The 21467-nt window shown below is 71.7% G+C and carries 24 protein-coding genes; 13 read left to right on the top strand and 11 right to left on the bottom strand.

The annotated features are described in order from the left end of the window. Positions 1-19 precede the first annotated feature (19 nt). Positions 20-481, bottom strand: coding sequence for a hypothetical protein (locus tag AB0E14_RS27410; protein WP_362423564.1), 462 nt, complete (start codon positions 479-481; stop codon positions 20-22). 232 nt (positions 482-713) lie between these two features. On the opposite strand from AB0E14_RS27410, the gene AB0E14_RS27405 reads away from it, so the two are divergent. Continuing rightward, positions 714-1925, top strand: coding sequence for a pyridoxal phosphate-dependent aminotransferase (locus tag AB0E14_RS27405; protein WP_362423561.1), 1212 nt, complete (start codon positions 714-716; stop codon positions 1923-1925). A gap of 179 nt (positions 1926-2104) precedes the next feature. Next, positions 2105-2500, top strand: coding sequence for a hypothetical protein (locus AB0E14_RS27400; RefSeq protein ID WP_362423558.1), 396 nt, complete (start codon positions 2105-2107; stop codon positions 2498-2500). 62 nt (positions 2501-2562) lie between these two features. Here AB0E14_RS27400 and AB0E14_RS27395 read toward each other — a convergent pair whose 3' ends face one another. Next, positions 2563-2967, bottom strand: coding sequence for a hypothetical protein (locus AB0E14_RS27395; RefSeq protein WP_362423555.1), 405 nt, complete (start codon positions 2965-2967; stop codon positions 2563-2565). A 167-nt stretch (positions 2968-3134) separates the two neighbouring features. Between AB0E14_RS27395 and AB0E14_RS27390 the strand changes: the two genes are divergently transcribed. The 5 genes from AB0E14_RS27390 to AB0E14_RS27370 all read left to right on the top strand — a co-directional run bounded on the left by AB0E14_RS27390 (position 3135) and on the right by AB0E14_RS27370 (position 8717). Beyond that, positions 3135-4256 carry a hypothetical protein gene (locus tag AB0E14_RS27390; protein WP_362423552.1) on the top strand — a complete coding sequence of 374 codons (1122 nt, stop codon included), beginning with the start codon at positions 3135-3137 and terminating at the stop codon, positions 4254-4256. Continuing rightward, positions 4253-5455: a toxic anion resistance protein gene (locus AB0E14_RS27385; protein WP_362423549.1), complete on the top strand. Its 1203-nt coding sequence runs from the start codon at positions 4253-4255 to the stop codon at positions 5453-5455. The genes AB0E14_RS27390 and AB0E14_RS27385 overlap by 4 nt, the downstream gene beginning before the upstream one ends. Beyond that, positions 5452-7065: a VWA domain-containing protein gene (locus AB0E14_RS27380; protein WP_362423546.1), complete on the top strand. Its 1614-nt coding sequence runs from the start codon at positions 5452-5454 to the stop codon at positions 7063-7065. Before AB0E14_RS27385 ends, AB0E14_RS27380 begins: the two co-directional genes overlap by 4 nt. Next, positions 7052-7645 (top strand): hypothetical protein, encoded by a 594-nt coding sequence (locus AB0E14_RS27375; protein WP_362423543.1) that lies wholly within the window; start codon positions 7052-7054, stop codon positions 7643-7645. The genes AB0E14_RS27380 and AB0E14_RS27375 overlap by 14 nt, the downstream gene beginning before the upstream one ends. Positions 7646-7787: 142 nt before the next feature. Beyond that, a complete protein-coding gene (locus tag AB0E14_RS27370; protein ID WP_362423540.1) occupies positions 7788-8717 on the top strand; it encodes a poly-gamma-glutamate hydrolase family protein in 930 nt (309 codons plus the stop codon). A 152-nt stretch (positions 8718-8869) separates the two neighbouring features. On the opposite strand, the gene AB0E14_RS27365 is transcribed toward AB0E14_RS27370, so the two are convergent. Next, positions 8870-10696 carry a phosphoenolpyruvate carboxykinase (GTP) gene (locus AB0E14_RS27365; RefSeq protein WP_362423537.1) on the bottom strand — a complete coding sequence of 609 codons (1827 nt, stop codon included), beginning with the start codon at positions 10694-10696 and terminating at the stop codon, positions 8870-8872. Positions 10697-10889: 193 nt separating this feature from the next. Here AB0E14_RS27365 and AB0E14_RS27360 point away from each other — a divergent pair, with 193 nt between their 5' ends. Beyond that, complete coding sequence (locus AB0E14_RS27360; protein ID WP_362423534.1) at positions 10890-11582, top strand: hemolysin III family protein; 693 nt, start codon at positions 10890-10892, stop codon at positions 11580-11582. Here AB0E14_RS27360 and AB0E14_RS27355 read toward each other — a convergent pair. From AB0E14_RS27355 to AB0E14_RS27345, 3 genes are read right to left on the bottom strand one after another with little or no spacing between them, the layout of a single operon-like run. Then, positions 11579-12601: a glycosyl hydrolase gene (locus tag AB0E14_RS27355; RefSeq protein WP_362423530.1), complete on the bottom strand. Its 1023-nt coding sequence runs from the start codon at positions 12599-12601 to the stop codon at positions 11579-11581. The genes AB0E14_RS27360 and AB0E14_RS27355 overlap by 4 nt on opposite strands. Before the next feature lies 1 nt (position 12602). Further along, positions 12603-13247, bottom strand: a complete 645-nt coding sequence (locus AB0E14_RS27350) for a vitamin K epoxide reductase family protein (RefSeq protein WP_362423527.1) — start codon at positions 13245-13247, stop codon at positions 12603-12605. Positions 13248-13277: 30 nt separating this feature from the next. Further along, the gene (locus tag AB0E14_RS27345; RefSeq protein WP_362423524.1) at positions 13278-13781 is read right to left on the bottom strand and encodes a DUF5949 family protein; all 504 of its coding nucleotides are present in this window, start codon (positions 13779-13781) and stop codon (positions 13278-13280) included. A 149-nt stretch (positions 13782-13930) separates the two neighbouring features. Between AB0E14_RS27345 and AB0E14_RS27340 the strand changes: the two genes are divergently transcribed. Both AB0E14_RS27340 and AB0E14_RS27335 read left to right on the top strand, forming a co-directional pair. Beyond that, the gene (locus AB0E14_RS27340) at positions 13931-14347 is read left to right on the top strand and encodes a tyrosinase family oxidase copper chaperone (protein ID WP_362423521.1); all 417 of its coding nucleotides are present in this window, start codon (positions 13931-13933) and stop codon (positions 14345-14347) included. Further along, positions 14331-15197, top strand: coding sequence for a tyrosinase family protein (locus tag AB0E14_RS27335; RefSeq protein WP_362423518.1), 867 nt, complete (start codon positions 14331-14333; stop codon positions 15195-15197). The genes AB0E14_RS27340 and AB0E14_RS27335 overlap by 17 nt, the downstream gene beginning before the upstream one ends. A gap of 57 nt (positions 15198-15254) precedes the next feature. Here the strand turns inward: AB0E14_RS27335 and AB0E14_RS27330 are convergent, their stop codons facing one another. The 5 genes from AB0E14_RS27330 to AB0E14_RS27310 form a co-directional block, all read right to left on the bottom strand. Next, positions 15255-15524 carry a chaplin gene (locus tag AB0E14_RS27330; protein ID WP_362423516.1) on the bottom strand — a complete coding sequence of 90 codons (270 nt, stop codon included), beginning with the start codon at positions 15522-15524 and terminating at the stop codon, positions 15255-15257. Positions 15525-15826: 302 nt separating this feature from the next. Further along, positions 15827-16339, bottom strand: coding sequence for a hypothetical protein (locus AB0E14_RS27325; RefSeq protein ID WP_362423513.1), 513 nt, complete (start codon positions 16337-16339; stop codon positions 15827-15829). A gap of 407 nt (positions 16340-16746) precedes the next feature. Next, on the bottom strand, positions 16747-17010 hold the full coding sequence (locus AB0E14_RS27320; RefSeq protein WP_362423511.1) for a hypothetical protein: 264 nt from the start codon (positions 17008-17010) through the stop codon (positions 16747-16749). Between the two features lie 266 nt (positions 17011-17276). Beyond that, on the bottom strand, positions 17277-18008 hold the full coding sequence (locus AB0E14_RS27315) for a hypothetical protein (RefSeq protein ID WP_362423509.1): 732 nt from the start codon (positions 18006-18008) through the stop codon (positions 17277-17279). A 259-nt stretch (positions 18009-18267) separates the two neighbouring features. Then, positions 18268-18507 carry a chaplin gene (locus AB0E14_RS27310; protein WP_362423506.1) on the bottom strand — a complete coding sequence of 80 codons (240 nt, stop codon included), beginning with the start codon at positions 18505-18507 and terminating at the stop codon, positions 18268-18270. 382 nt (positions 18508-18889) lie between these two features. On the opposite strand from AB0E14_RS27310, the gene AB0E14_RS27305 reads away from it, so the two are divergent. The 3 genes from AB0E14_RS27305 to AB0E14_RS27295 are packed head-to-tail and all read left to right on the top strand — an operon-like array spanning position 18890 to position 21424. Next, entirely contained in the window at positions 18890-19951 is a 1062-nt protein-coding gene (locus tag AB0E14_RS27305; RefSeq protein WP_362423503.1) for a DUF3344 domain-containing protein, read from the top strand. 1 nt (position 19952) lies between these two features. Beyond that, positions 19953-21080: a glycosyltransferase gene (locus AB0E14_RS27300; protein ID WP_362423500.1), complete on the top strand. Its 1128-nt coding sequence runs from the start codon at positions 19953-19955 to the stop codon at positions 21078-21080. Continuing rightward, positions 21077-21424 (top strand): hypothetical protein, encoded by a 348-nt coding sequence (locus AB0E14_RS27295; protein ID WP_362423660.1) that lies wholly within the window; start codon positions 21077-21079, stop codon positions 21422-21424. Before AB0E14_RS27300 ends, AB0E14_RS27295 begins: the two co-directional genes overlap by 4 nt. The last annotated feature ends 43 nt before the right edge of the window (positions 21425-21467 follow it).

The following is a 21467-nucleotide window of genomic DNA, read 5'->3' as shown; positions in this document are numbered from 1 at the left end:
GACGCCACGACCGCCGACCTCACCTCGGACGCTTCGTCTGCCCGGGAGCCACGCCCGACTTGCCGGGCCCGTCGCTCCCGGAGTCCCCGGTCGCGTCGGGGGCGGCGGTATCCGTCGCGGAGGCGCTCGCCGACGCGGACGCCGAAGCCGATGCCGACGTGGACGCGGACGGCGACGCGGACCGGGGCGCTGCGGACGAGGAGGGCGCCGGGTCACCGGTCGCGTCCCCGTTCCCGTCGCTGTCGCCGCCGTCGGAGGGATCGGCCTGGATCAGCGACGGCACCCCCAGCCGCCCGTCGTCGCCCGTCGGCGTACCGCCGGTCTGGCCCGACCGGAACGCCCCGGAGACGACCGCGACGAGCAGCCCGATGCCGACGACACCCGCGCCCGCCAGCAGTCGGCGCGGACCCGGGGTCCGCCGCTTCGTGGCATGACGGCGTCGGCCTGGGGCGTCTGCGGCTCGGTCGCGCTGGTGGCTCATGGCCGCGCATTCTACGGAGCGCACGGCGAGCCGGGTCGCGCCAGGTCACCTCCCGGGCACCCACCAGGACACCCGCCCTGACACCCACGCGGAATCCTGCGTGGGCACCCGCCCGCACACCGCCGCGAGGGCGGCTCCGGAGCGCATGTCCCGCGCCCCGGGCGTGCTCCGTTCTGCCCGACGTGTCCCAAAACACGAGGCGCCTCGCGCGAGCCCGCCGTAAGCTCTCGACATGCAGGTGATCCAGTCCACGAAGCTCGCCAACGTCTGTTACGAAATCCGGGGCCCGGTGCTCGAAGAGGCGATGCGGCTTGAGGCTGCCGGTCATCGCATCCTCAAGCTGAACACCGGAAACCCGGCCGCCTTCGGCTTCGAGTGCCCGCCGGCGATCCTCGAGGACGTCCTGCGCAACCTGGCCGACGCGCACGGCTACGGCGACGCGAAGGGCCTGCTGTCCGCCCGCCGCGCGGTGATGAGCCACTACGAGACCAAGGGCATCCCGCTCTCCGTCGAGGACATCTACCTCGGCAACGGCGTCTCCGAGCTGATCCAGATGTCGATGCAGGCGCTGCTCGACGACGGTGACGAGGTGCTGGTCCCCGCCCCCGACTACCCGCTGTGGACGGCGGCGGTCTCGCTGGCCGGCGGCACGGCCGTGCACTACCGCTGCGACGAGCAGTCGGACTGGATGCCGGACCTCGCGGACATCGAGCGGAAGATCACCGACCGCACCAAGGCGATCGTGATCATCAACCCGAACAACCCGACGGGCGCCGTCTACGACGACGAGATGCTCCGTTCCCTCACGGAGATCGCCCGCCGGCACAACCTGGTCGTCTGCTCGGACGAGATCTACGACAAGATCCTCTACGACGGCGCCACGCACACGCCGACCGCCGCCGTCGCCCCCGACCTCCTCGTCCTCACGTTCAACGGGATGAGCAAGAACTACCGGGTGGCCGGCTTCCGCTCCGGCTGGCTCGCGGTCTGCGGCCCGAAGGCGCACGCCTCCTCGTACATCGAGGGCCTCACCATCCTCGCCAACATGCGACTGTGCGCGAACATGCCGGCGCAGCACGCGGTGGCCGCCGCCCTGCAGGGCAGGCAGTCGATCGAGGACCTGGTGCTGCCGGGCGGGCGGCTGCTGGAGCAGCGGGACGTGGCGTACGACCTGCTGACGCAGATCCCCGGCGTGACCTGTGTGAAGCCGAAGGGCGCGCTGTATCTCTTCCCGCGGCTCGACCCGAGCGTCTACAAGGTCAAGGACGACCGTCAGATGGTCCTCGACCTGCTGCGGGCCGAGAAGATCATGGTGGTCCACGGCACCGGGTTCAACTGGCACGAGCCGGACCACTTCCGGATCGTCACGCTGCCCAACGCGACCGACCTGGCGGACGCGGTGACGCGCATCGGCACGTTCCTGGACGGTTACAGCCAGCCGTAGCGACCCCGCCCCGCAGGCCGCACAGCAGGGCGTCCCGCACGCCGCCCCGCTGGGCGTCCCGCACGCCCCCGTACGCCGTCCCGGACGCCCCCGCACGCCGTCGCGGACACCGGACCACACTCAACTTTAGATTGAATCTAAGCTAGGATGGATCCCGAGCTACTCAGGAGGCCATCCCCATGTACGAACCGATCCGCACGAAGTCGGTCCACCGGATGGCCGACGACGACCAGAACGCGTACCCGCACCGCTCCCGCGAGGAGGAGCTGGACATCCAGCTCGCCGGACACCTCGCCGCCCTGCTCGCCGTCACCGACGAGCTCGGCGACACGGAGGCCGGCGATCTCATCGCCCGCCAGGTGGCCCGCCTCCGCGGCGCACCGCCGGCCCGGCACGCGGGGCTGAGCGGCTCGAAGGCACCGTCGCTGCACGAGCGCGCCCACGCCCTCGCGGGCCGCGCCCTGGTCGTCGCCGCCTCCCGGGCCGACACGGCCGCCGCGATCCTCGCCGCCGAGCGCATGGACGCGCACTCCGAGGCGCTGTCCGCGCCCGAGCCGCTGGTCACCACCCCCTGACGGCCCCGGTCCGCGCGTGCCAGGGCCGCGCGGACCGGGCGCCACCACGGCCCGCCCGCGCGCTACGGCGAGACGGCCTCCTCGGGCCCCGTCTCCACGGGGTCCGCCGCCTCGAACTGCGCGTCCACCACCTCGCACCGCGGCTCACCGTCCCCGAACCGCCGCACCCCCACGACGGCGGCCCGTCCCGTCGCACCGGGCGACAGGTCCTCGACCATCACGGTTCCGGTCTCGACGAAGCGGCCTTCACGGCCCTGGAAGTCCACCGTCACGGTGTACGTGCCCTTGACGGCCGCCCGACTGGTGACCGTCACCTCCGCGACCGGGTGCCGCGTCACGGGGTCCACCGCGCACAGGGCCACCGTCACGTCGTCCGACGGGAACCGCATGTCCTTGTGGTTCTCCCCGTACGCGTAGATGAACAGCCCCAGCCCGACCAACGGCACGAGCACGACAGCCGACCCCATGACCACCAGCAGAACGACCACCCAGCGCGGCACCGCGCCACCCCCTCCCCGGAGGCGCTCACCGTACATCGGGCGTTCCGGGCACCCGCCCCCGTGACAGCTCTCCGCCCCTCCGGTTCCGTACCGGGATCACCCCTTCACCCTCCGTACACCCAACTCCCCCTGGAATGTGGGCCTCCGCGAGCAATCTCCCCTCCGTGAGACGCATCCTGGGAATCGTCCTCGCCGTCCTGCTCCTGGGCGGTGTGGCCGCCGTCCTCGTAGTGGGCGGCGACAAGGACAAGGGCACGGCAACGAAGACCGTGCGAGGAGTGATCGGGTCGGAGAAGGCGGAGTTCTTCGCCGACCCCAAGGTCGTGAAGGCCCTGGCCGACGAGGGCTTCACCGTGCAGACGGAGACCTCCGGGTCCTGGGACATGGAGGAACTGCCCCTCAAGGGCTACGACTTCGCGTTCCCGTCCTCCAAGGCACCCGCGGACGAGCTGCGCGCCAGGAACGGGGTGAAGGCCTCCCCGCTGCGGCCCTTCTACTCGCCGCTGGTCGTCGTCGCCCACCGGGGCGCCGCCGAGGTCCTCGCCGACAACGGCCTGGTGTCCTTCAGCCCGGGGGGCCAGACCGGCACCCTGCGCATGGAGCCGTACCTGAAGGCCGCGAAGGCCGACCGGACCTGGCAGCAGTTCAAGGGCGCGGCCGGGCGGCCGGAGCTGAGCGGCACGGTGTTCATCACCTCGACCGACCCCGTCGCCTCCAACTCCGGCGCGCTCTACCTCGCCGCCGCGAGCTTCGTCGCCGACGGCGGCAAGGTGGCCGGGGACAAGGCGGCCGTGCGCCGCACGGCGCCACTGATGCGCAAGCTGATCGAGGTCCAGGGGGCGCAGCAGTCCAGCTCCGACGCCCCGTTCCGCGACTTCATCAGCGGCGTCGGCAACCAGCTGGTGCTCGTCTACGAGTCCCAGGTCGCCTCCCAGCTTCTGGCGAAGCGGCAGATGGGCGACCTGGTGGTGCTCTACCCGGACACCACGGTGATCAGCGACCACACGGTCGTGCCGCTCACCGACACCGGTCGCGAGCTGGGTGAACTCCTCACGAACGACAAGGAGTTGCGCGAGCTCGCGGTCCGCCACGGCTTCCGTCCGCAGGGCGCCGCCGCCGAGTTCACGGCCGCGACCGCGTCGCTCGCGGACCGCCTCAACCAGAATCTGACCGGGGTCCGTCAGGCGCCCGTGCCCACCAGCGAGGTGCTGCACGACATGGCGCGCCGGGCCCGCAACCAGGGGGACACCGCATGACCACGCCCGACCCTCGCATCAGCCCGCCCCACGACCCCGCCACCGCCCAGCTGGTCCTGACGCCGCCGGAGCCGGTGCTGCCGGTCCGCGCCGAGCAGGCCTCGGGGCTCGTGCCGCTGGAGGAGTCCGTCCGCACGGAGATGAGCCGGCGCGCGGTCGAGTACGTCGACTCGCTCGCCGGGCTCGACACCCGCTCGCCCGAGTTCGCGGGCCGCATCGGGGAGATCGCTGCCCTCGGGGCCGGCGAGATGCGCAGCGCGGCCGCCCAGTCGAACCGGATGCTGGAGCGCACGGTCCGCTCGCTGGGCGAGGGCGGCGGCGACGCGCAGTCCCGGGTCGGCTCCTCGCTCGTGGAGCTGCGCCGCACGGTCGAGGACCTCGACCCCCGTGACACGCCCGCCAAGGGCGCGAAGAAGTTCCTGTCCAGGCTGCCCGGCGGCAACAAGCTGCGCGACCATGTCGCCAAGTACGCCTCCTCGCAGGGCACGTTGACGAAGATCGTCGGCACGCTCCGCGGCGGCCAGGACGAACTGCGCCGCGACAACGCGGCGTTGCAGACGGAGCGGGCCCGGCTCTGGGAGACCATGGGCAAGCTCCAGGAGTACGCGGTGCTCACGGAGGCCCTCGACGCGGCCGTCGAGGAGCGGATCGCGCTGACCCCGGACCCGGTGGCGGCGGACGCGCTCCGCTCCGACGTGCTCTTCCCGGTCCGCCAGAAGCACCAGGACCTGCTGACCCAGCTCGCCGTCTGCGCGCAGGGATACCTGGCGATGGACGTGGTGAGGCGCAACAACGACGAGCTGATCAAGGGCGTCGAGCGGGCGGCGACCACCACGGTGTCGGCGCTGCGCATCGCGGTCATGCTCTCCTCCGCGCTGGAGAACCAGCGCAAGGTGGCCGAGCAGGTGAACGTGCTCCGCTCGACGACCGAGGACCTGATCCGCGGCAACGCGGAGATGCTGGCGACGCAGAGCGGCGAGATCCAGCGCATCGCGGCCGATCCGGCGGTGGGCGCGGAGACGCTGCGCACGGCGTTCCAGCAGATCTACCGGACGCTCGACGCGATCGACACGTACAAGGTCCAGGCGACCGAGTCGATGGCGGCGACGGTCGAGTCGCTGACCGCCGAACTCCGGACGGCGAGCGCCCATCTGGACCGTACCCGCCGCGCGAGCGCGCTGGAAGGCGGCCTCGAATGAGATCACTCCGGCACGGCGCGCGCCCGTCGCGGCGCCGCGCGGCCTCCGCGCTCGCCCTGCTCGCCGCCCTGGCCCTCGCGGCCTGCGACAGCGTGGGCGGTTCCGGCGGGACGACCGGCGGGGAGGGCGGCGGCAAGGGGGACGCCGGCGCCCCGTACACGCTCCGGGTGCTGGCCTCCTCCGAGCTCTCCGACATGGAGCCCGTCCTCGAAGAGGCCCGGAAGGAGACCGGGGTCACCGTCAGGCCGACCTATGTCGGCACCCTGGACGCCGTCGAGCAGATCGCGTCCGGTGCCGCGGAGCAGTCGTACGACGCCGTCTGGCTCTCCTCCAACGACTATCTGCGGCTGCGCCCCGGCGCCGCGAAGCGGATCACCGCCGAGACGCCGATCATGACCTCTCCGGTCGCGCTCGGTCTGCGCCCGGAGAAGGTGCGGGCGCTCGGCTGGGATCCGGCGAAGGTCACCTGGTCGCAGATCCACCAGGCCGTCATCGAGAAGAAACTCGGCTACGGCATGACCGACCCGGCCCGCTCCAACTCCGGTTTCTCCGCGCTGGTCTCGATCGCCTCCGGGCTGTCGGGGGCGCAGTCGGCGCTCACCCAGCAGAACGTCGCCGAGGCCACGCCGAAGCTGACGGAGTTCTTCGCCGGGCAGAAGCTGACGTCCGGCTCGTCCGGCTGGCTGGCGGCGGCCTGGTCGCGCCGTACGGACGTCGACGCGCTGATCAACTACGAGTCGGTGCTGCTCAGTACGGGCAAGGAGCTCACGGTCGTCCGCCCGGCCGACGGGGTCGTCACCGCCGACTACCCGTTCACGCTGTTCACGGCGGCGGGCCCGGAGGCCAAGCAGGCCGCGGCGCGCCTCACCGCCCATCTGCGCACACCCGACGCCCAGCGGCTGATCACGAACCGGACGCTGCGCCGCCCGGTCGTCCCGGGGGTGGAGCTCGCGAAGCCGCTCACCGCCGACCAGCGCCGCGAACTGCCGTTCCCCGGCAGCCGCGCCGTCGCCGACGGTCTCCTGGACGCGTACGAGAACAAGCTCCGCCGGCCGTCGCGGACGGTGTACGTCCTGGACACCTCGGGCTCCATGGAGGGCGAGCGGCTCGCCCGGCTCAGGTCGGCGCTCGCCGAGCTGACCGAGGACTTCCGGGACCGTGAGACGGTCACGCTGATGCCCTTCGGCACGTCGGTGAAGCAGGGCGAGGTCCGCACGTACACGGTCGACCCGGCCGCTCCGAAGAAGGCGATCGGCGCGATGCGCGCCCAGGCGAACGGGCTGTCCGCCTCGGGCGGCACGGCGATCTACTCCAGCCTGCGGGAGGCGTACGAGCACCTGGGCGGCGGCCCGGCGGCGGGCGACGCGTTCACCTCGATCGTGCTGATGACGGACGGCGAGAACACCGACGGAGCCCCGGCGCCGGCGTTCGACGCCTTCTACCGGGACCTGCCGCCCGCGCAGAAGCGGACGCCGGTCTTCCCGATCGTCTTCGGGGACTCCGACCGCGCCGCCCTCGACCACATCGCGGACCTCACCGGCGGCCGGCTCTTCGACGCCACCACGGGATCGCTGGACGGCGCCTTCGAGGAGATCCGTGGCTACCAGTAATCCGGTCGTGCGGTACCTGGAGTCCCGCAAGAACCTCACCGGCAGCGCCTGCGGCATCGCGGGCCTCGCGCTGTCCTTCACGGGCGCGGCCGGATCGCTGTGGCCGCTGATCGTGGTGGCCCTGTACGCGGCGGGGGCGCTGATCGCCCCGCCCGAGCGGACGCCGCCCCCGCCGTTCCCGAACGCGGAGGAGCAACTCGACGCGCTGCGCTCGGACTTCGTGACCCTGCGCGGCTATCTGGCCGAGATCGAGCTGCCCGAGGGCGCGGCCGGCCGTCTCGCCGAACTGGACACGCTCGTCGACGCGCTCCTGGAACCGGGCTGGGTCAGCGACCCGGAGCACCTGCACGTGCTGGCCCGCGCGGTGCGCCAGGACATCCCGGAGGCGGTGGACACCTTCGTACGGACCCGGTGGTGGAGCCGGGTCGCTCCGGGGGCGGTGCCGCCCGAGCGCCATCTGGAACGGCAGCTGGCCGCGCTCCACGAGGAGGCGGGGCAGATCGCGGCCGCCCTGCAGGACGCGGAGGCGATCCGGCAGGAGGCGCACACCCGCTACCTGGAGGAACGCGGGAAATCCTGACGGTCCTGGGAGTCCTGGCCCGACGGGCGGGGCTGGGAGTCCCTGGCCTGACGGGCAGGTCGGACGGGGCATGCGGCGCGGGCGGGGCGTGAGGTCCGGGAAAGATCCACACCGCACGCTCATGATCGGTTACGTTCGAATCATGACCACGGATCACCCTTCCACCCCCCGCACCGCCTCCCGCCGCACGGTGCTCACCGCGTTCGCCGCGGCGGCGACGGCCGGCACCCCGCTCCTGGCACAACTGGGCTCCGCCACGACCGCGCACGCGGCGACGGCAGCGGCGGCGGCCGATGTCGAGTACGCCTCGAACACGGTCCTGTACCGGGAGCTGGCCGGCCAGGAAGGCACCACCTTCAGCCGTCGCTTCCGCCGCCACGAGCAGTTCGACACCTCGATGACCGCCGTCGCCCCGTTCCGGCGGACCGCGATCCTCGCGCTGCACGGCGGCGGCATCGAGATCGGCACCAGCGAACTCTGCCTGGGCATCGCCGGATACAGCCCGGGCGACGCCGTCGGCGCCCCGATCCTTCCGACCGTGCACGACTACTGGATGTTCGAGGGCCTGCTCTCCTCCGGCAACAAGGACCTGCACGTCACCTCGAAGAACTGCGACGACCATGTCGCGCTCGCGACGGCGGCGAGCCATCTCAACGTCCTGAGCCTGCACGGCTGTACGTTCGACCAGCTGCGGCTGCCCACCGGCAGCTACCCGCCGGCGGGCGACCGCCGGGTGGCCGTCGTCGGCGGCCTCAACAAGGCCTTCCGTACCGCGCTCGTGACGGAGCTGAACGCGGCGGGCTTCCCGGCGATCGACTCCCTCGCCCCCGCCTGGGCCTCGCTCCTGTCGGAGTACAACGGAGACCACGCCGACAATCCCTGCAACCGGACGATGCTCCGCATGGGCGCGCAGCTGGAGCTCACGACCGAGCTGCGCAAGAGCCTGTTCACCGACCCCGACAGCCGGGGCGGCCGGGCGGCCACCTGGGACAAGAACGGGGAGTTCGTGAAGTTCCGCGACGCCTGCCGCCGCGCCATCGAGACGGTCGAGGCGGGTCAGCCGCTGCTGTAGGGCCGGACATGCACCGGCCCCCGGAGCCGTGAGGGGGCTCCGGGGGCCGGTGTGCATCGTGCCGAGCCGTTCGTGACCCCACTGGTCAGGGCGGCGTTTCGGGGCGACCCGGCACGAGTTTCGAGGCCGGCGCGGTGGCCGGCGCGGGGCGACTAGCCGAGGCGCTCGACCAGCGCGCGGTACTCGTCCCACAGCTCCTTGGGCGTGTGGTCACCGAAGGTGTTCAGGTGCTCGGGGACCAGGGCGGCCTCCTCGCGCCAGACCTCGCGGTCGACCTTGAGCAGGAAGTCCAGGTCCGCCGCGGGCAGGTCCAGGCCCTCGGTGTCGAGCGCGTCGGCGGTCGGCAGGATGCCGATCGGGGTCTCGACGCCCTCGGCCTTGCCCTCCAGGCGCTCCACGATCCACTTCAGGACGCGGCTGTTCTCGCCGAAGCCGGGCCAGACGAACTTCCCGGCCTCGTTCTTGCGGAACCAGTTGACGTAGTAGATCTTCGGGAGCTTGGCCTGGTCCGCCTCGGCGCCGACCTTGATCCAGTGCGCCATGTAGTCGCCCATGTTGTAGCCGCAGAACGGCAGCATGGCGAACGGGTCGCGGCGCAGCTCGCCGACCTTGCCCTCGGCGGCGGCGGTCTTCTCGGAGGCGACGTTCGCGCCGAGGAAGACACCGTGCTGCCAGCTGAAGGACTCGGTGACCAGCGGGACCGCGGAGGCGCGGCGGCCGCCGAAGAGGATCGCCGAGATCGGCACGCCCTTCGGGTCCTCCCACTCCGGGGCGATGGTCGGGCACTGGCCGGCCGGGACGGTGAAGCGGGCGTTCGGGTGGGCGGCCGGGGTCTCGGACTCCGGCGTCCAGTCGTTGCCCTTCCAGTCGGTGAGGTGGGCGGGCTCCTTCTCGGTCATGCCCTCCCACCACACGTCGCCGTCGTCGGTGAGCGCGACGTTGGTGAAGACGGAGTTGCCCCACAGGGTCTTCATGGCGTTGGCGTTGGTGTGCTCGCCGGTGCCGGGCGCGACGCCGAAGAAACCGGCCTCGGGGTTGATCGCGTAGAGGCGGCCGTCCTCGCCGAAGCGCATCCAGGCGATGTCGTCACCGATGGTCTCGACCGTCCAGCCGGAGATCGTGGGCTCCAGCATGGCGAGGTTGGTCTTGCCACAGGCGGACGGGAAGGCGGCGGCGACGTACTTGGCCTCGCCCTGCGGCGGGGTCAGCTTGAGGACGAGCATGTGCTCGGCGAGCCAGCCCTCGTCACGCGCCATGACGGACGCGATGCGCAGCGCGTAGCACTTCTTGCCGAGCAGGGCGTTGCCGCCGTAGCCGGAGCCGTAGGACCAGATCTCGCGGGTCTCGGGGAAGTGCGAGATGTACTTGGTGGAGTTGCAGGGCCACGGCACGTCCTCCTGGCCCTCTTCCAGGGGGGCGCCGAGCGTGTGGACGGCCTTGACGAAGAAGCCGTCGGTGCCGAGCTCGTCCAGGACGGCCTGTCCCATGCGGGTCATGGTGCGCATGGAGACGGCGACGTACGCGGAGTCGGTGATCTCGACGCCGATCGCGGAGAGCGGCGAGCCGACGGGGCCCATGCAGAAGGGCACGACGTACATGGTGCGGCCCTTCATGGAGCCGCGGAAGATGCCCTCCTGACCCGCGAAGATCTCCTTCATCTCCGCCGGGGCCTTCCAGTGGTTGGTCGGGCCCGCGTCCTCCTCCTTCTCGGAGCAGATGAAGGTCCGGTCCTCGACGCGCGCGACGTCGGACGGGTCGGAGGCGGCGTAGTACGAGTTCGGGCGGAGCGTCGGGTCGAGCTTCTTGAAGGTGCCCTTGGCGACGAGCTCCTCGCACAGGCGCTCGTACTCGGCCTCGGATCCGTCGCACCAGACGATGCTGTCCGGCTGGGTGATCCCGGCGATCTCGTTCACCCAGGCGACCAGTTCCTGGTGCCGGGTGGGGACTGCGGTGGTGGGAGCCGCGTTGTCGCGCGCCACGATTGCTCCTTGATGAGGGGTTTAAGTTGTCTGCCCCGTGGGGGCTGCGACCCGGATGCGTCGTAGCTGCTCATCCGGTGCCGACCACACTCATTTGATCATCCGACGCATGCGCCCATATGTCCAGAGGGCCGCACACGTGAGCATCGCCACTCATATCGGAGACCTACGGACGCGTAGGTAGCATCGACCCATGACTTCAGCCGCGCCGGACGCGACCCGGACAGAGCCCACCACGTCCCCTTCGCCGCACGGCCTGAAGCCCCGGCTGAGGGGCTGGCTGCACGCCGGCATGTTCCCCGCGGTGATCATCGCGGGCCTGACCCTCGTCGCCCTCTCCGACTCGCCCCGCGCGCGGATCGCCTGCGGGATCTACGTCCTCACGGCCTGCCTGCTCTTCGGCATCAGCGCGCTCTACCACCGGGGCAACTGGGGCCCGCGCGGCGAGGCCGTCCTGCGGCGCCTGGACCACGCCAACATCTTCCTGATCATCGCGGGCACCTACACCCCGCTGACCCTGCTGCTCCTGCCCGACTCGACCGGCCGCCCGCTCATGTGGGCGGTCTGGGTCGCCGCGGCGGCGGGCATCGCCTTCCGGGTCTTCTGGGTCGGCGCCCCTCGCTGGCTGTACACGCCCTGCTACATCGCCATGGGCTGGGCCGCCGTCTTCTTCCTGCCCGACTTCATGCGGGCCGGCGGCATCGCCGTCCTGGTCCTCGTCATCGTCGGCGGGTTGCTCTACAGCGCGGGCGGGGTCATCTACGGCATCAAGCGCCCGAACCCGTCCCCGCGCTGGTTCGGCTTCCACGAGGTCTTCCACTCCTTCACCCTCGCCGCCTTCATCGTCCACTACGTCGGCATCTCGCTGGTCGCCTACAACGCCTAGGGCGTCGGCCCCAGCACACCCCTGACGACCTCGCCCGACTCCGGATTGTCCGCGCACCCCCACACCCCGTGGGGGCAGTAGTCCGTGAACGTCTGGTAGACCGGCCGGTGCCGCGCGAACCAGTCGAGCATCCCGCGCACGTACGCCGGGTTGTCGCCGTTGCGGAACAGCCCCCACTCCGGATACGAGACGGGCTTGCCGTGCGCCGCCGCGAACCGCACATGGTGCGCGAGCCCGAACTCCTCCGTCACCTGCTCCTCGAAGCCGAGCCCCTCGGGCTGGTCGTAGGCGTCCAGCCCGATGATGTCGACGTACGCGTCGCCGGGGTAGCAGCGCGGCCACTCCACCGCGTCCCGCCCCCGGCTCGCCGTGAAGTCGAACCGGAACCGCTGCCCCGGAACCGCCCGCAGCACCCCCACGACCCGCTTCCAGTACGCCTTCCACGCCTCGGGGTCGGGGCCGCAGCGATGGCTGTAGGTGGTGCCGTTCATCTCCCAGCCGAGGACCAGGACCGCGTCCGGAAGCCGGTGCGCGACGAGCCGCTCCCCCAGCGTGCGGAAGTGGGCGTCGAACGCGCCCGCCGCCCCGCTCCGCAGCCCCGCCCTCACCTCCGCGTCCGGCAGCCCGGCCTCGCTGCGGTCGAGGAGCGGCACGTTCAGGACGAAGAGCCGCCCCGGCCCCTCCTCCATCCACCGCGCCCACGGCTCGAAGAGCTCCGCGTGCCCCTCGATGTTGGACCACCGGTCGCCCGGGAGGTAGGTGTGCCCGACGGTCAGCGACGCGTCGCCGCCGAGCCAGCGCTGCACCTCGGCGATCCGTGCCACCCCGGCCGCGTCGGAACCGGTGAAGAACCCGGACGGAACGTTCCACCGCTCCGGTACGGCCCCGGGCTCGGCCCCCGACCCGGCGTCCGGCGCGGGACCTGGAGGCGCGATCCGCCCGGCGGGCAGGACGACGAGCGCGAGAACGGCCGCGAGCAGCACGGTCAGTGCGGCCCGCGGCCAGGAGAAGAGGGTCACGTCAGCTGGTCCAGAAGTCCCACCAGCGCGTCAGGATCAGCATGCCGATGATCCCGACGTGCAGCACCGGCAGGGCGAAGGTGAACTCCTCGAAGAACCCCTTCACCGCCGCGGGCGCCGGCAGCACGCCCGTACGGACGTTGTGCGAGGTCACGTACCAGAACATGACGAGGGTGGCGACCCAGGCGAGGCAGCACCACAGGCAGAGCGCGTTGATCTCGTACAGCGACTGGTACATCAGCCAGGTGCAGAACCCGACGCCGAACAGCATCCCCGCGTTGAGCCCGAGCCAGAACCAGCCGCGGTAGCGCGCCCCCGCGAGCACCCCGGCCCCGATCGCGACGACCATCGCGTACGTCACGAGACCGAGCATCGGGTTGGGGAAGCCGAAGACCGCCGCCTGCTCGCTCTTCATGATGTTGCCGCAGGACACGACCGGGTTCAGGCTGCAGCCCGGCTGGAAGTTCGGGTCCTCCAGGAGCTTGAACTTGTCGAGCGTGATCACCCAGCCGGCCAGCACCCCGGCCGCCCCGGTGATCATCAGGAGCACACCGAGCGCCCGGCTCGCGCCGACCGCCCCCGGCGTCTCCCGCGACTCCTCCTGGCGCTGCCCGGGCACCGTGCCCCGTACGTTCACCGTCGCCATGCCGCCACCCCCTTCTCCTTCGCTCCGGACTCAGCCCTGCAGGCTCCGCACCGGCAGCAGGACGTGCGCGGCGGCCGCCACGACCTGGTCGTCGGTGACGAAGGACTTCAGCTTCTCCTCGGTGAGCGCCTCTCCGGGCACGGCCTCCGGCCAGGGGCGCACGGAGACGATCAGGTAGGCGTGCCCGTTCTCCTTGACGGCCGCCTCCCACTCCGCGGGCACCGGGCACTGGGCCTTCATGAACGGCAGCGTGAGCACCGCCCGCTGCGCCTCGACGAGCAGATGGGCGCCGGTCCCGCGCTCCTGCGAGGCGTCGACGACCCGGCCCCCGATCGGCAGACCCATGCCCTCCAGGGCGGCCCGCATCCCTTCCTCGCCGGCCTCGGGGCCGTCACGGCCGTCCCCGAGCGAATACACCATCAGAAAGGGGGTGACGGGGGTGTCGGCGGTGGGACCGATGGTCCACGGAACGACGGTGAGCGTTCCCAGCGGATTGTCGCTGCGCGCCGCGGAAACGACGTTTGGAGTGGTCATGCATCCGGATGCTAGGGGCGAACGGCCGCCCGCCCGAGCCGAATTCACTCGATCGGCCGACATTCCTTCCCACGGCATTTCGCTCGAAACAAAGTCGGGATTCCATCGTTGTGCCCTGAGGGCATTCTCCGACCGTTTGGAGACCATTCATGATCGTCCCGCGCCGTGTCGCACTGCGGTCCCTCTTCACCGTGGCCGTGGCCGCCTTCACCGGCGGCGCCCTGGCCCGCATCGCCGCCACTCCGGGCGACCGCCCCGCCCGAGCAGCGTCGCCCGACGGCTTCGACGGCTTCGACGGCTTCGACGAGATGTACCGGGGGCGGCACATCCGGGGACTGGCCGGGCCCTCGGGCGAGCCGCTCGTCCTCGTCGACGGGCGGCCGCTCCATGTGATGCGCCGCGCCGACGGCAGCTGCCTGACCCCCATCGACCACTACGAGTCCCATGCGACACCGCTGGCGGCCACCCGCGCGGCCGTGGACGAGCTGGGGTCCGCCCCGCTGACCCGCTACGCCGCCGCCCACGGCGTCCATCCGGGAGGGAGCCCGCGTGGCCTACACACGTAAGAACCAGCGCGATCTGACGAGCGCCGAGCGGAAGCGGTTCGTCTCGGCCGTCCTGGAGCTCAAGCGCACCGGGGTGTACGACGAGTTCGTCCGTACGCACATCGACCACTACGTCGCCGACGGCGACAACAAGCTCCGCGTCGCCCACATGACGCCCAGCTTCCTGCCCTGGCACCGCAAGTTCTTGCTGGAGTTCGAGCGCGCGCTGCGCCGGATCGACCCGAGCGTCACCGTCCCCTACTGGGACTGGACCGAGGACAACACCCCGGCCGCCTCCCTCTGGGGCGAGGACTTCATGGGCGGCAACGGCCGCCGTGCCGACCTCCAGGTGACGACCGGCCCCTTCGCCTACGCGGGCGGGCGCTGGACGATCAAGCACGCGATGACCGAAGGCGCCTTCCTGACCAGGGACTTCGGTCGCCCCCAGGACCCGATCACGCTGCCGACACGGGCGCAGCTCGACGCGGTGATGCGGGAGACGGTGTACGACGTCGAGCCGTGGAACTCCACGAGCCGCTCGGGGTTCCGCAACACGCTGGAGGGCTGGGCCCCGGGCCGCGGCAACGAACGGTTCCGGATCCACAACCGGGTGCACCGCTGGGTCGGCGGCCTGATGCTCGGCGGCGCCTCCGTCAACGACCCGGTCTTCTGGCTCCACCACTCCTTCGTCGACCTGGTCTGGTCGCGCTGGCAGGCCCGCAACCCGCGCGCCGGCTACCTCCCGGCGGAGCCTCCGCAGCTGGGCGAGTCGCAGTACCGCCGGATCGCGGCCCGCGACGAGAAGATGGGCCCCTGGGGAGTCACGCCCGCCTCGCTGCTCGACCACAGCGCGATCTACCGGTACGCATGACGCGGACGTCCCCCCGGCCGACGGGCCGGGGGGACGTCAGGTCCTGGTACGGAAACCTCAGCCGCCGTAGCCGCCGTCACCGTGGCCGTCGACGTTGGCGCAGGTGTTGCCGAACGCCGGGTTGATCAGGCCGATGACCGTGACGGTGTTGCCGCACAGGTTGACCGGAACGTGGACCGGGACCTGGACGGCGTTGCCCGAGGCGACGCCGGGCGAGTGGGCGGCGACGCCCTGGGCGCCCGAGTCGGCGACGGCCAGGCCGGCTCCGCTGAGGGCAACGGCACCCGTGCCGGCGAGAACAGCGGCAGCCTTCGCGATGCGAGACATCAAGAACTCCTTGGACGTGGAAAGACAGCCGCGAGAATCACGGCCGACATTCCCGTTCAACGCCGAAACGGCGCACGGGTCACGGCCTTTGGGCCGTACGGGACGAAAGGATGGAGGAAAGGCGAGGGAAGGCCCGCAGAACCGGTGGACCGCCCGCCGTCGGATACGACGGAACGAGCCCGGGGAACTGCGGGCCACGGCCATGCGACCAGCCTTCAGTTGTAACGAACAACGACCCCTCGGGTGGCGGGGAAGAATCGTGTCTTCACCCGCCGGGTCATTGGTCGTACAAACGAACGCGGTCAGGCCGTCGGCTGCGCCAGACCCAACTGCGAGCCCAGCGCGCCGCGCAGTGCCGGCGCGACGACCCCGACCTCCGGCACGGCGAGGTCCGGCAGCCCGAGCCGGTCCCCGCGCGGCGCGACGACCGGGTTGCCGACGGTGGCACCGGGGGTCGCGGCCGCCATCTCCGAGCGCGGGGTGGTGAACAGGGCCTTGCCCGGCTCGCTGCCCTCGACGACCTCGGGCAGCTGCGCGGCGAGGACGGTCTCGGGGAGCGTGCTGGTGAACGGCACCCGCGGCAGGCTGACGTCCGGCAGCAGCCCGGCCTGACCCTCCTGGAAGCCGGTCGGTCCGCCCGGAACCGGCAGCGGGACCCCGGTGGCCACCGTGGGGGCGTCCATCGGGATCACCGGCTCAAGTCCCTGGAGCGGGACGACGACCGGCGCGTCGGCGGCGACGGCCGGGGAGGCCATGGCTGCGGAGGCGAGAGCGGTCACGAGGATTCCCATGCCGGCGTGAGAGCGCAGATTCATGGCTGCGTAGGCCCTTCAGAGCAGGTGTCGACGGTACAGAGGTACTGCGCCCTGAGAACGAGCCCGACGGAGCGAACGTCGCGAAATTCCCCTGTGTGCAGCAACGCGAAAACCCCCACCGGTGAGGGTGGGGGCCTACGTTGACGCTTCGTCCGCCCGGGGCCGGGTCGGCCTTCCGGTGGGGTCGGCGAGGGCCTCGGGAGCGGCACACTGCGGGAGCCGGAACCCACACGACAGTCGATCCGAATGTCATTCAATCGGACGATCGCTATGGGTAGCGGTATGCGCTCGGCGCGAACAGCCACCCGGGCCGGGCGGGGCGAGGGGTCCATCCAGGGGGTCGGGACCGCGTGGGCGGTCCGCCGCGCTAGGGAAGTGCGCGGTGCGGCACTGCCGCTGTGGAGGCGTCAGCCACCGAGGGGGAGGCCGCCGAGCAGGGGCGCGCTCTGGGTCGTCTGGTTCAGCTGGTCCGCGGTGTCCCCCACGGTCTTGACCACGGAGCCGTCCGTCGTGCTGCTCAGCGCGTCCGTCTTCAGGCCCTCGCTGGCGAGGGTCGAGAGGCCACCGTTCAGGCTGGTGGGGGTCATCGTCTCGGCGGCCATCGCGGGCGCGGCGGCACCGAGGGCCATCACAGAACCGGCTACGACCGCGGCGACCTTGGTGGGCTTCATGAATTCGAGTCCTTCCTCTGGGGCGTCATGGCGCAAGCAAGTCGCTTGCCGTACAGGCCTCTTGGCCGATTCCTGCACGTGGTTGTGTCTTCTGTAACGAGAGGTGCGCGCCCCGGAAACTCCGGGAGGAGGGATTTCTGCTCACTGCACTCGAATGACTGGACGCGGTGCTATTTGCGGACCGGGCGGGGCCGAACAGCCGAACGCCGTGCCGTCCGGCGGAAGGCCGGGCGGCACGGCGCGGGCGGCACGGCCGGGGGCCGTGGCTACCTGACGGGCAGCGAGGGCGGCGTGACCGGCAGCTCGACGGGCGGGTCGACCGGGACCTCGGGCACCTCGACCGGGAGGGTCGGCAGCGCCGGCAGGCCGGCGAGGTCCGGTGCGGGCAGCCCGCTGCCGAGGACCGTGGCGACGACGACGTTGACCAGGGCGGTCAGGGTCGCGGTGACCTGCGGGACGACACCGGCGGCGTTGCCGGAGGTGACCGCGGCGAGCAGCGCGGCGACGGCCTTCTCCACGGTGGCGAGGGCGTCGGCGACGATGTCGGCCGGAGCGGCCTTCACGTACCTCGCGCCGGCCGCGCCGACCGGGAGGGTCGGGGTCTGGACGGCCGGCGCCGGCACGGCCGGGGCCTGCACCGCGGGGGCCTCGACCGCGGGGGTCTCCGGCAGCGGGGCCGGGACGGTGCCCTTGGCTTCGGCGATGGCCGCCGCGATCTTGGTCTTGAGCGCCTCGGCGTCGGCGGCCGGGAGCTGGCCGTTGTCGGCCTTGAGGACGGCCTCGAGGAGCTCCGTGACCGGGGCGGTCACCGAACTCATGGAGCCCAGGGCCTTGGTCTGGGCGAGCAGCGCCGCGGCGTTCGGCAGAGGTACCTGCGCGGCCGGGGCGGTGACGCGGGACGGGCGGTGGTCGTCGGCGAGGGCGGGTCCCGCCGTGCCGAGGGTGATGGCGGCGGATATCGCCAGGGCGGTGATGCGGCTGAGAGCCAGGGGACGCATATTTGTTCCTTTTCCGTATGCGTCGGACAACAACTCCACCACCGTGTCCTGCTCACATAGCGCTCAGCAACCGGAAGACTACGGAGCGCCACCCCCTCCGTTCGGGTGAATCCACTGCGCTGACCTGCCCCTCCGAGGGGCGTACGCCGTTGCACCGGACGGCGCACGAGGGTGCGTCCGAACGAGCAGAAGGCCGGCGCGCCGCCCTGGAATGGGGCGTCGCGCCGGCCTCGGAAGGACCACGATCCGGCGTGCGAGATCAGGCGTTGACGCAGGTGTTGCCGAAAGCCGGGTTCAGGGCGCCGATGACGCTGACGGTGTTGCCGCACAGGTTGACCGGCACGTGCACCGGGACCTGGACGAGGTTGCCGGACAGGACGCCCGGGGACTTCACGGCCGCGCCCTCGGCGCCGGCGTCGGCAAGGGCGACGCCGGAGGCACCCGCGACGGACGCGGCGACACCCACGGACAGGACTACAGCCTTCGCGATACGGGACATGGAGAAGCGCTCCTCGATTGTTGACAGACCAGTGAGACGGCGCGGACGGAATCGCCCGGCTCCTTCAACAACGCCTCGGCAATTCATCGGTTGCTCTCCCGAACGGGTGACGTTCAACCGATCTTTGGGCCATAAGAGGGTCGTTCGAGCATGTGGCCGAGAAACGGCGCAACACGCTCAACGAGGAAACTGCCGACCGGGTACGGGAGTTAGCGTTTCCGAGCATCTAATGCTTACTATCACCCGGCGTCGGGGTTATAACGTTCCCGAACGTTGCTTCCGGTCCAGCCGCGCGTTGACGCTTTACACGCGGTCGACATCTCCCTCTCCCCCGGTCTTCACGGGTGTTCCCTTGCTTCTCTCATCAAAGCGGAGAACCTCTATGCGGAATTCAGCGGTTCGTGCTGTGCGCCGCGGCCTGTTGTGCGCGCTGTCGTGTGCGGCCCTGTCCGCCGCGCTGCCGGCGGCCGCCGCGCCCCAGCCCAAGGAAGCCCCCCGCGTCCCCTTCGCCCAGCGCTACCAGGCGGTCCAGCACGGCGGGATCGTCCGTGCCGCCAACACCTCGGCCACGGCCGCCAAGGACGCCACGAGCGCGGGCACGCGCAACGACGGCTTCGCCATCGGCTACGTCGACGTGGACAGCGACCCCAACACGTACAACTCCAGCAGGGCCGAACTCCGGGTCCCGGCGGGCTCACGGGTGAGCTACGCGCGGCTCTACTGGGGCGGGAACCTGCGCGTCGGCGAGCAGAAGCCGCACAAGGACAACGGCCGGGTGCTGATCGCCGAGCCAGGGGGCCAGTACAAGGCGGTCCTCGCCGACACCACGATCGGCCACCGTACGGCGGACGGCGCCGACGCCTTCCAGGCCTCGGCGGACGTCACCGAACTCGTCCGCTCGGCGGAGCCGGGGATGTGGACGGTGGCCCAGGTGAATGTGGCCATGGGGCGTTCGGCGGTCGGCGGATGGGGTGGCTGGACGCTGGTCGTCGCCTACGAGAACGCGGCGGAACCGCTCCGCCGACTGGCTCTCTGGGACGGTTTCGAAACCATCGGCCCCAAGACCGGCGCACTGCGCGTCGGACTTGCGGAAACGGCTGTTCCGAAGGGTGCTTCGGGACAACTCGGAGTGGTCGCCTATGACGGCGACAGGGGCACTACCGGGGATTATCTCGCGGTGGAAACGAGCCGGACGAGGAGTGTCCTGATCTCGGATTACGCCAATTCCGCCGACGACGTGATGAACTCCAGCATCACCGATTTCGGCGCCGGTCGGACGGAACGACTTCCGGCTCATCAGAACACCCTGGGGTACGACTCCGACGTCTTCGATCTGGGGGGAGCGCTGCGCCATGGGGCCGACCGATTCCACGTCCGCTTCGGCGCCCGCAAGGACACCGTCTGGCTCGGCGCGCTCTTCATCCAGGCGGACGTCCGGCGCTGACGTGCCGCCGTTCTCCGTACTGCACGCGGTCCAGCCCGGCGAGGGCGGGGTCGCCCGGGTCGTCGTCGACCTGGTGCGCGCCCAGCTCGGCGCGGGCCTTCGGGTCGCCGTCGCCTGCCCGCCGGGCACCGCGCTCGCCGAGGCCGTACGGGCCGAGGGAGCCGCGCTGTTCGACTGGCGCGCCGGGCGCGACCCCGGGCCCCGTCTGGTCCGGGAGACCCGGGACCTCGCGGCGGTGATCCGTACGGTCCGTCCCGCCCTGGTCCACGCGCACAGCGCGAAGGCCGGCCTGTGCGCCCGACTCGCCCTGCGCGGGCGGGTGCCGACGGTGTACCAGCCGCACGCCTGGTCGTTCGAGGCGGTGGACGGCGCGGTCGGCGCGCTGGCCCGCCGCTGGGAAGTGGGGGCGGCGCGCTGGACGCACCGGATCGTGTGCGTCAGCGAGGCCGAGCGCCGAACCGGCGAGACGGCCGGTGTCCGGGCGCCGTGGTCGGTCATCCACAACGGGGTCGACGTGGCACGGTTCGCGCCGGACGGTCCGGTGGAGGCCGCGGCCGCGGAGGGCGCCGGGCCCGTCGTCGTCTGTGTCGGGCGGCTGTGCCGGCAGAAGGGGCAGGACGTCCTGCTCTCCGCCTGGCCGGCGGTCCTGGAACAGGTGCCGACCGCACGTCTCGTCCTGGTCGGCGACGGCCCCGACGGGGAGCGGCTGCGGGCCGCCGCTCCGCCGTCCGTGCGCTTCACCGGAAACGTCGACGACACCGCGCCCTGGTACCGGGCGGCCGATCTCGTCGTCCTGCCGTCCCGTTGGGAGGGCATGGCGCTCGCGCCGCTCGAGGCGATGGCGGCCGGACGGCCCGTCGTGGTCAGCGATGTGGACGGGGCACGGGAGAGCCTCCCGCCCGGCCACGAACCCCTGTGTCTGGTCCCGCCCGAGGACCCGGACGCCCTCGCCGCCGCCGTCGGCCGCCTGCTGGGCGGTCCTGAGCGGCGGCGGGCCATGGGCCGCGAGGCCCACGAACACGTACTCAGCAGATTCGATGTGCGGCGCACCGGCGCGGCCGTCGCGGACGTGTACCGCGAGCTGGCCGGAGTGCGGTGCACCGAGCACAGAGAGCCGATTTCGTCGTGACAACGGAAAGCACCAGCGTTCCTCCTTCGCCGGGCCCCTGGCCCTCGGCGGGCCGGGGCAAGCGCCCCGGACTCGCCTCCCTCGCGCCGCAGCGCGCCGGTTCCGACCGGCTCGCGCTGCCGCCGCGCCGTCCCGCGCCGCTGCGGTTCGCCGCCGTGCCGCTGATCACGGCGGACGTCCTGGCCGTACTTCTCGCGGTCGGGCTGCTGCCCGAACCGCAGCGCGGACTCCGGCTGTTCCTGCTGGTCGCCGGGTGCGTCCTGGTCCTGGACGCGGCCGCGGGGCTGCACCGGCCGGGCACATCGCGGTCAGCGAGGCCGAGGCGCATGTGCGCCGGCTCGTGAAGCTGGGCCGCGCGGAGGCCGTGGCGGGTACCGATCCGGTGAC

Source organism: Streptomyces sp. NPDC047981 (assembly GCF_040653315.1).
In the GTDB taxonomy this organism is placed as follows: domain Bacteria; phylum Actinomycetota; class Actinomycetes; order Streptomycetales; family Streptomycetaceae; genus Streptomyces.
This window is presented reverse-complemented; position numbering and strand designations above follow the sequence as displayed.

Excerpts from the sequence above, each read along its gene's own strand:
- AB0E14_RS27345 (WP_362423524.1), bottom strand. The coding sequence starts at position 13,781 with ATGACCACTCCAAACGTCGTTTCCGCGGCGCGCAGCGACAATCCGCTG.
- AB0E14_RS27340 (WP_362423521.1), top strand. The coding sequence starts at position 13,931 with ATGATCGTCCCGCGCCGTGTCGCACTGCGGTCCCTCTTCACCGTGGCC.
- AB0E14_RS27310 (WP_362423506.1), bottom strand. The coding sequence starts at position 18,507 with ATGTCCCGTATCGCGAAGGCTGTAGTCCTGTCCGTGGGTGTCGCCGCG.
- AB0E14_RS27380 (WP_362423546.1), top strand. The coding sequence starts at position 5,452 with ATGAGATCACTCCGGCACGGCGCGCGCCCGTCGCGGCGCCGCGCGGCC.
- AB0E14_RS27370 (WP_362423540.1), top strand. The coding sequence starts at position 7,788 with ATGACCACGGATCACCCTTCCACCCCCCGCACCGCCTCCCGCCGCACG.
- AB0E14_RS27305 (WP_362423503.1), top strand. The coding sequence starts at position 18,890 with ATGCGGAATTCAGCGGTTCGTGCTGTGCGCCGCGGCCTGTTGTGCGCG.
- AB0E14_RS27350 (WP_362423527.1), bottom strand. The coding sequence starts at position 13,247 with ATGGCGACGGTGAACGTACGGGGCACGGTGCCCGGGCAGCGCCAGGAG.
- AB0E14_RS27330 (WP_362423516.1), bottom strand. The coding sequence starts at position 15,524 with ATGTCTCGCATCGCGAAGGCTGCCGCTGTTCTCGCCGGCACGGGTGCC.
- AB0E14_RS27410 (WP_362423564.1), bottom strand. The coding sequence starts at position 481 with ATGAGCCACCAGCGCGACCGAGCCGCAGACGCCCCAGGCCGACGCCGT.
- AB0E14_RS27390 (WP_362423552.1), top strand. The coding sequence starts at position 3,135 with ATGTGGGCCTCCGCGAGCAATCTCCCCTCCGTGAGACGCATCCTGGGA.
- AB0E14_RS27360 (WP_362423534.1), top strand. The coding sequence starts at position 10,890 with ATGACTTCAGCCGCGCCGGACGCGACCCGGACAGAGCCCACCACGTCC.
- AB0E14_RS27385 (WP_362423549.1), top strand. The coding sequence starts at position 4,253 with ATGACCACGCCCGACCCTCGCATCAGCCCGCCCCACGACCCCGCCACC.
- AB0E14_RS27395 (WP_362423555.1), bottom strand. The coding sequence starts at position 2,967 with ATGGGGTCGGCTGTCGTGCTCGTGCCGTTGGTCGGGCTGGGGCTGTTC.
- AB0E14_RS27325 (WP_362423513.1), bottom strand. The coding sequence starts at position 16,339 with ATGAATCTGCGCTCTCACGCCGGCATGGGAATCCTCGTGACCGCTCTC.
- AB0E14_RS27400 (WP_362423558.1), top strand. The coding sequence starts at position 2,105 with ATGTACGAACCGATCCGCACGAAGTCGGTCCACCGGATGGCCGACGAC.
- AB0E14_RS27405 (WP_362423561.1), top strand. The coding sequence starts at position 714 with ATGCAGGTGATCCAGTCCACGAAGCTCGCCAACGTCTGTTACGAAATC.
- AB0E14_RS27320 (WP_362423511.1), bottom strand. The coding sequence starts at position 17,010 with ATGAAGCCCACCAAGGTCGCCGCGGTCGTAGCCGGTTCTGTGATGGCC.
- AB0E14_RS27315 (WP_362423509.1), bottom strand. The coding sequence starts at position 18,008 with ATGCGTCCCCTGGCTCTCAGCCGCATCACCGCCCTGGCGATATCCGCC.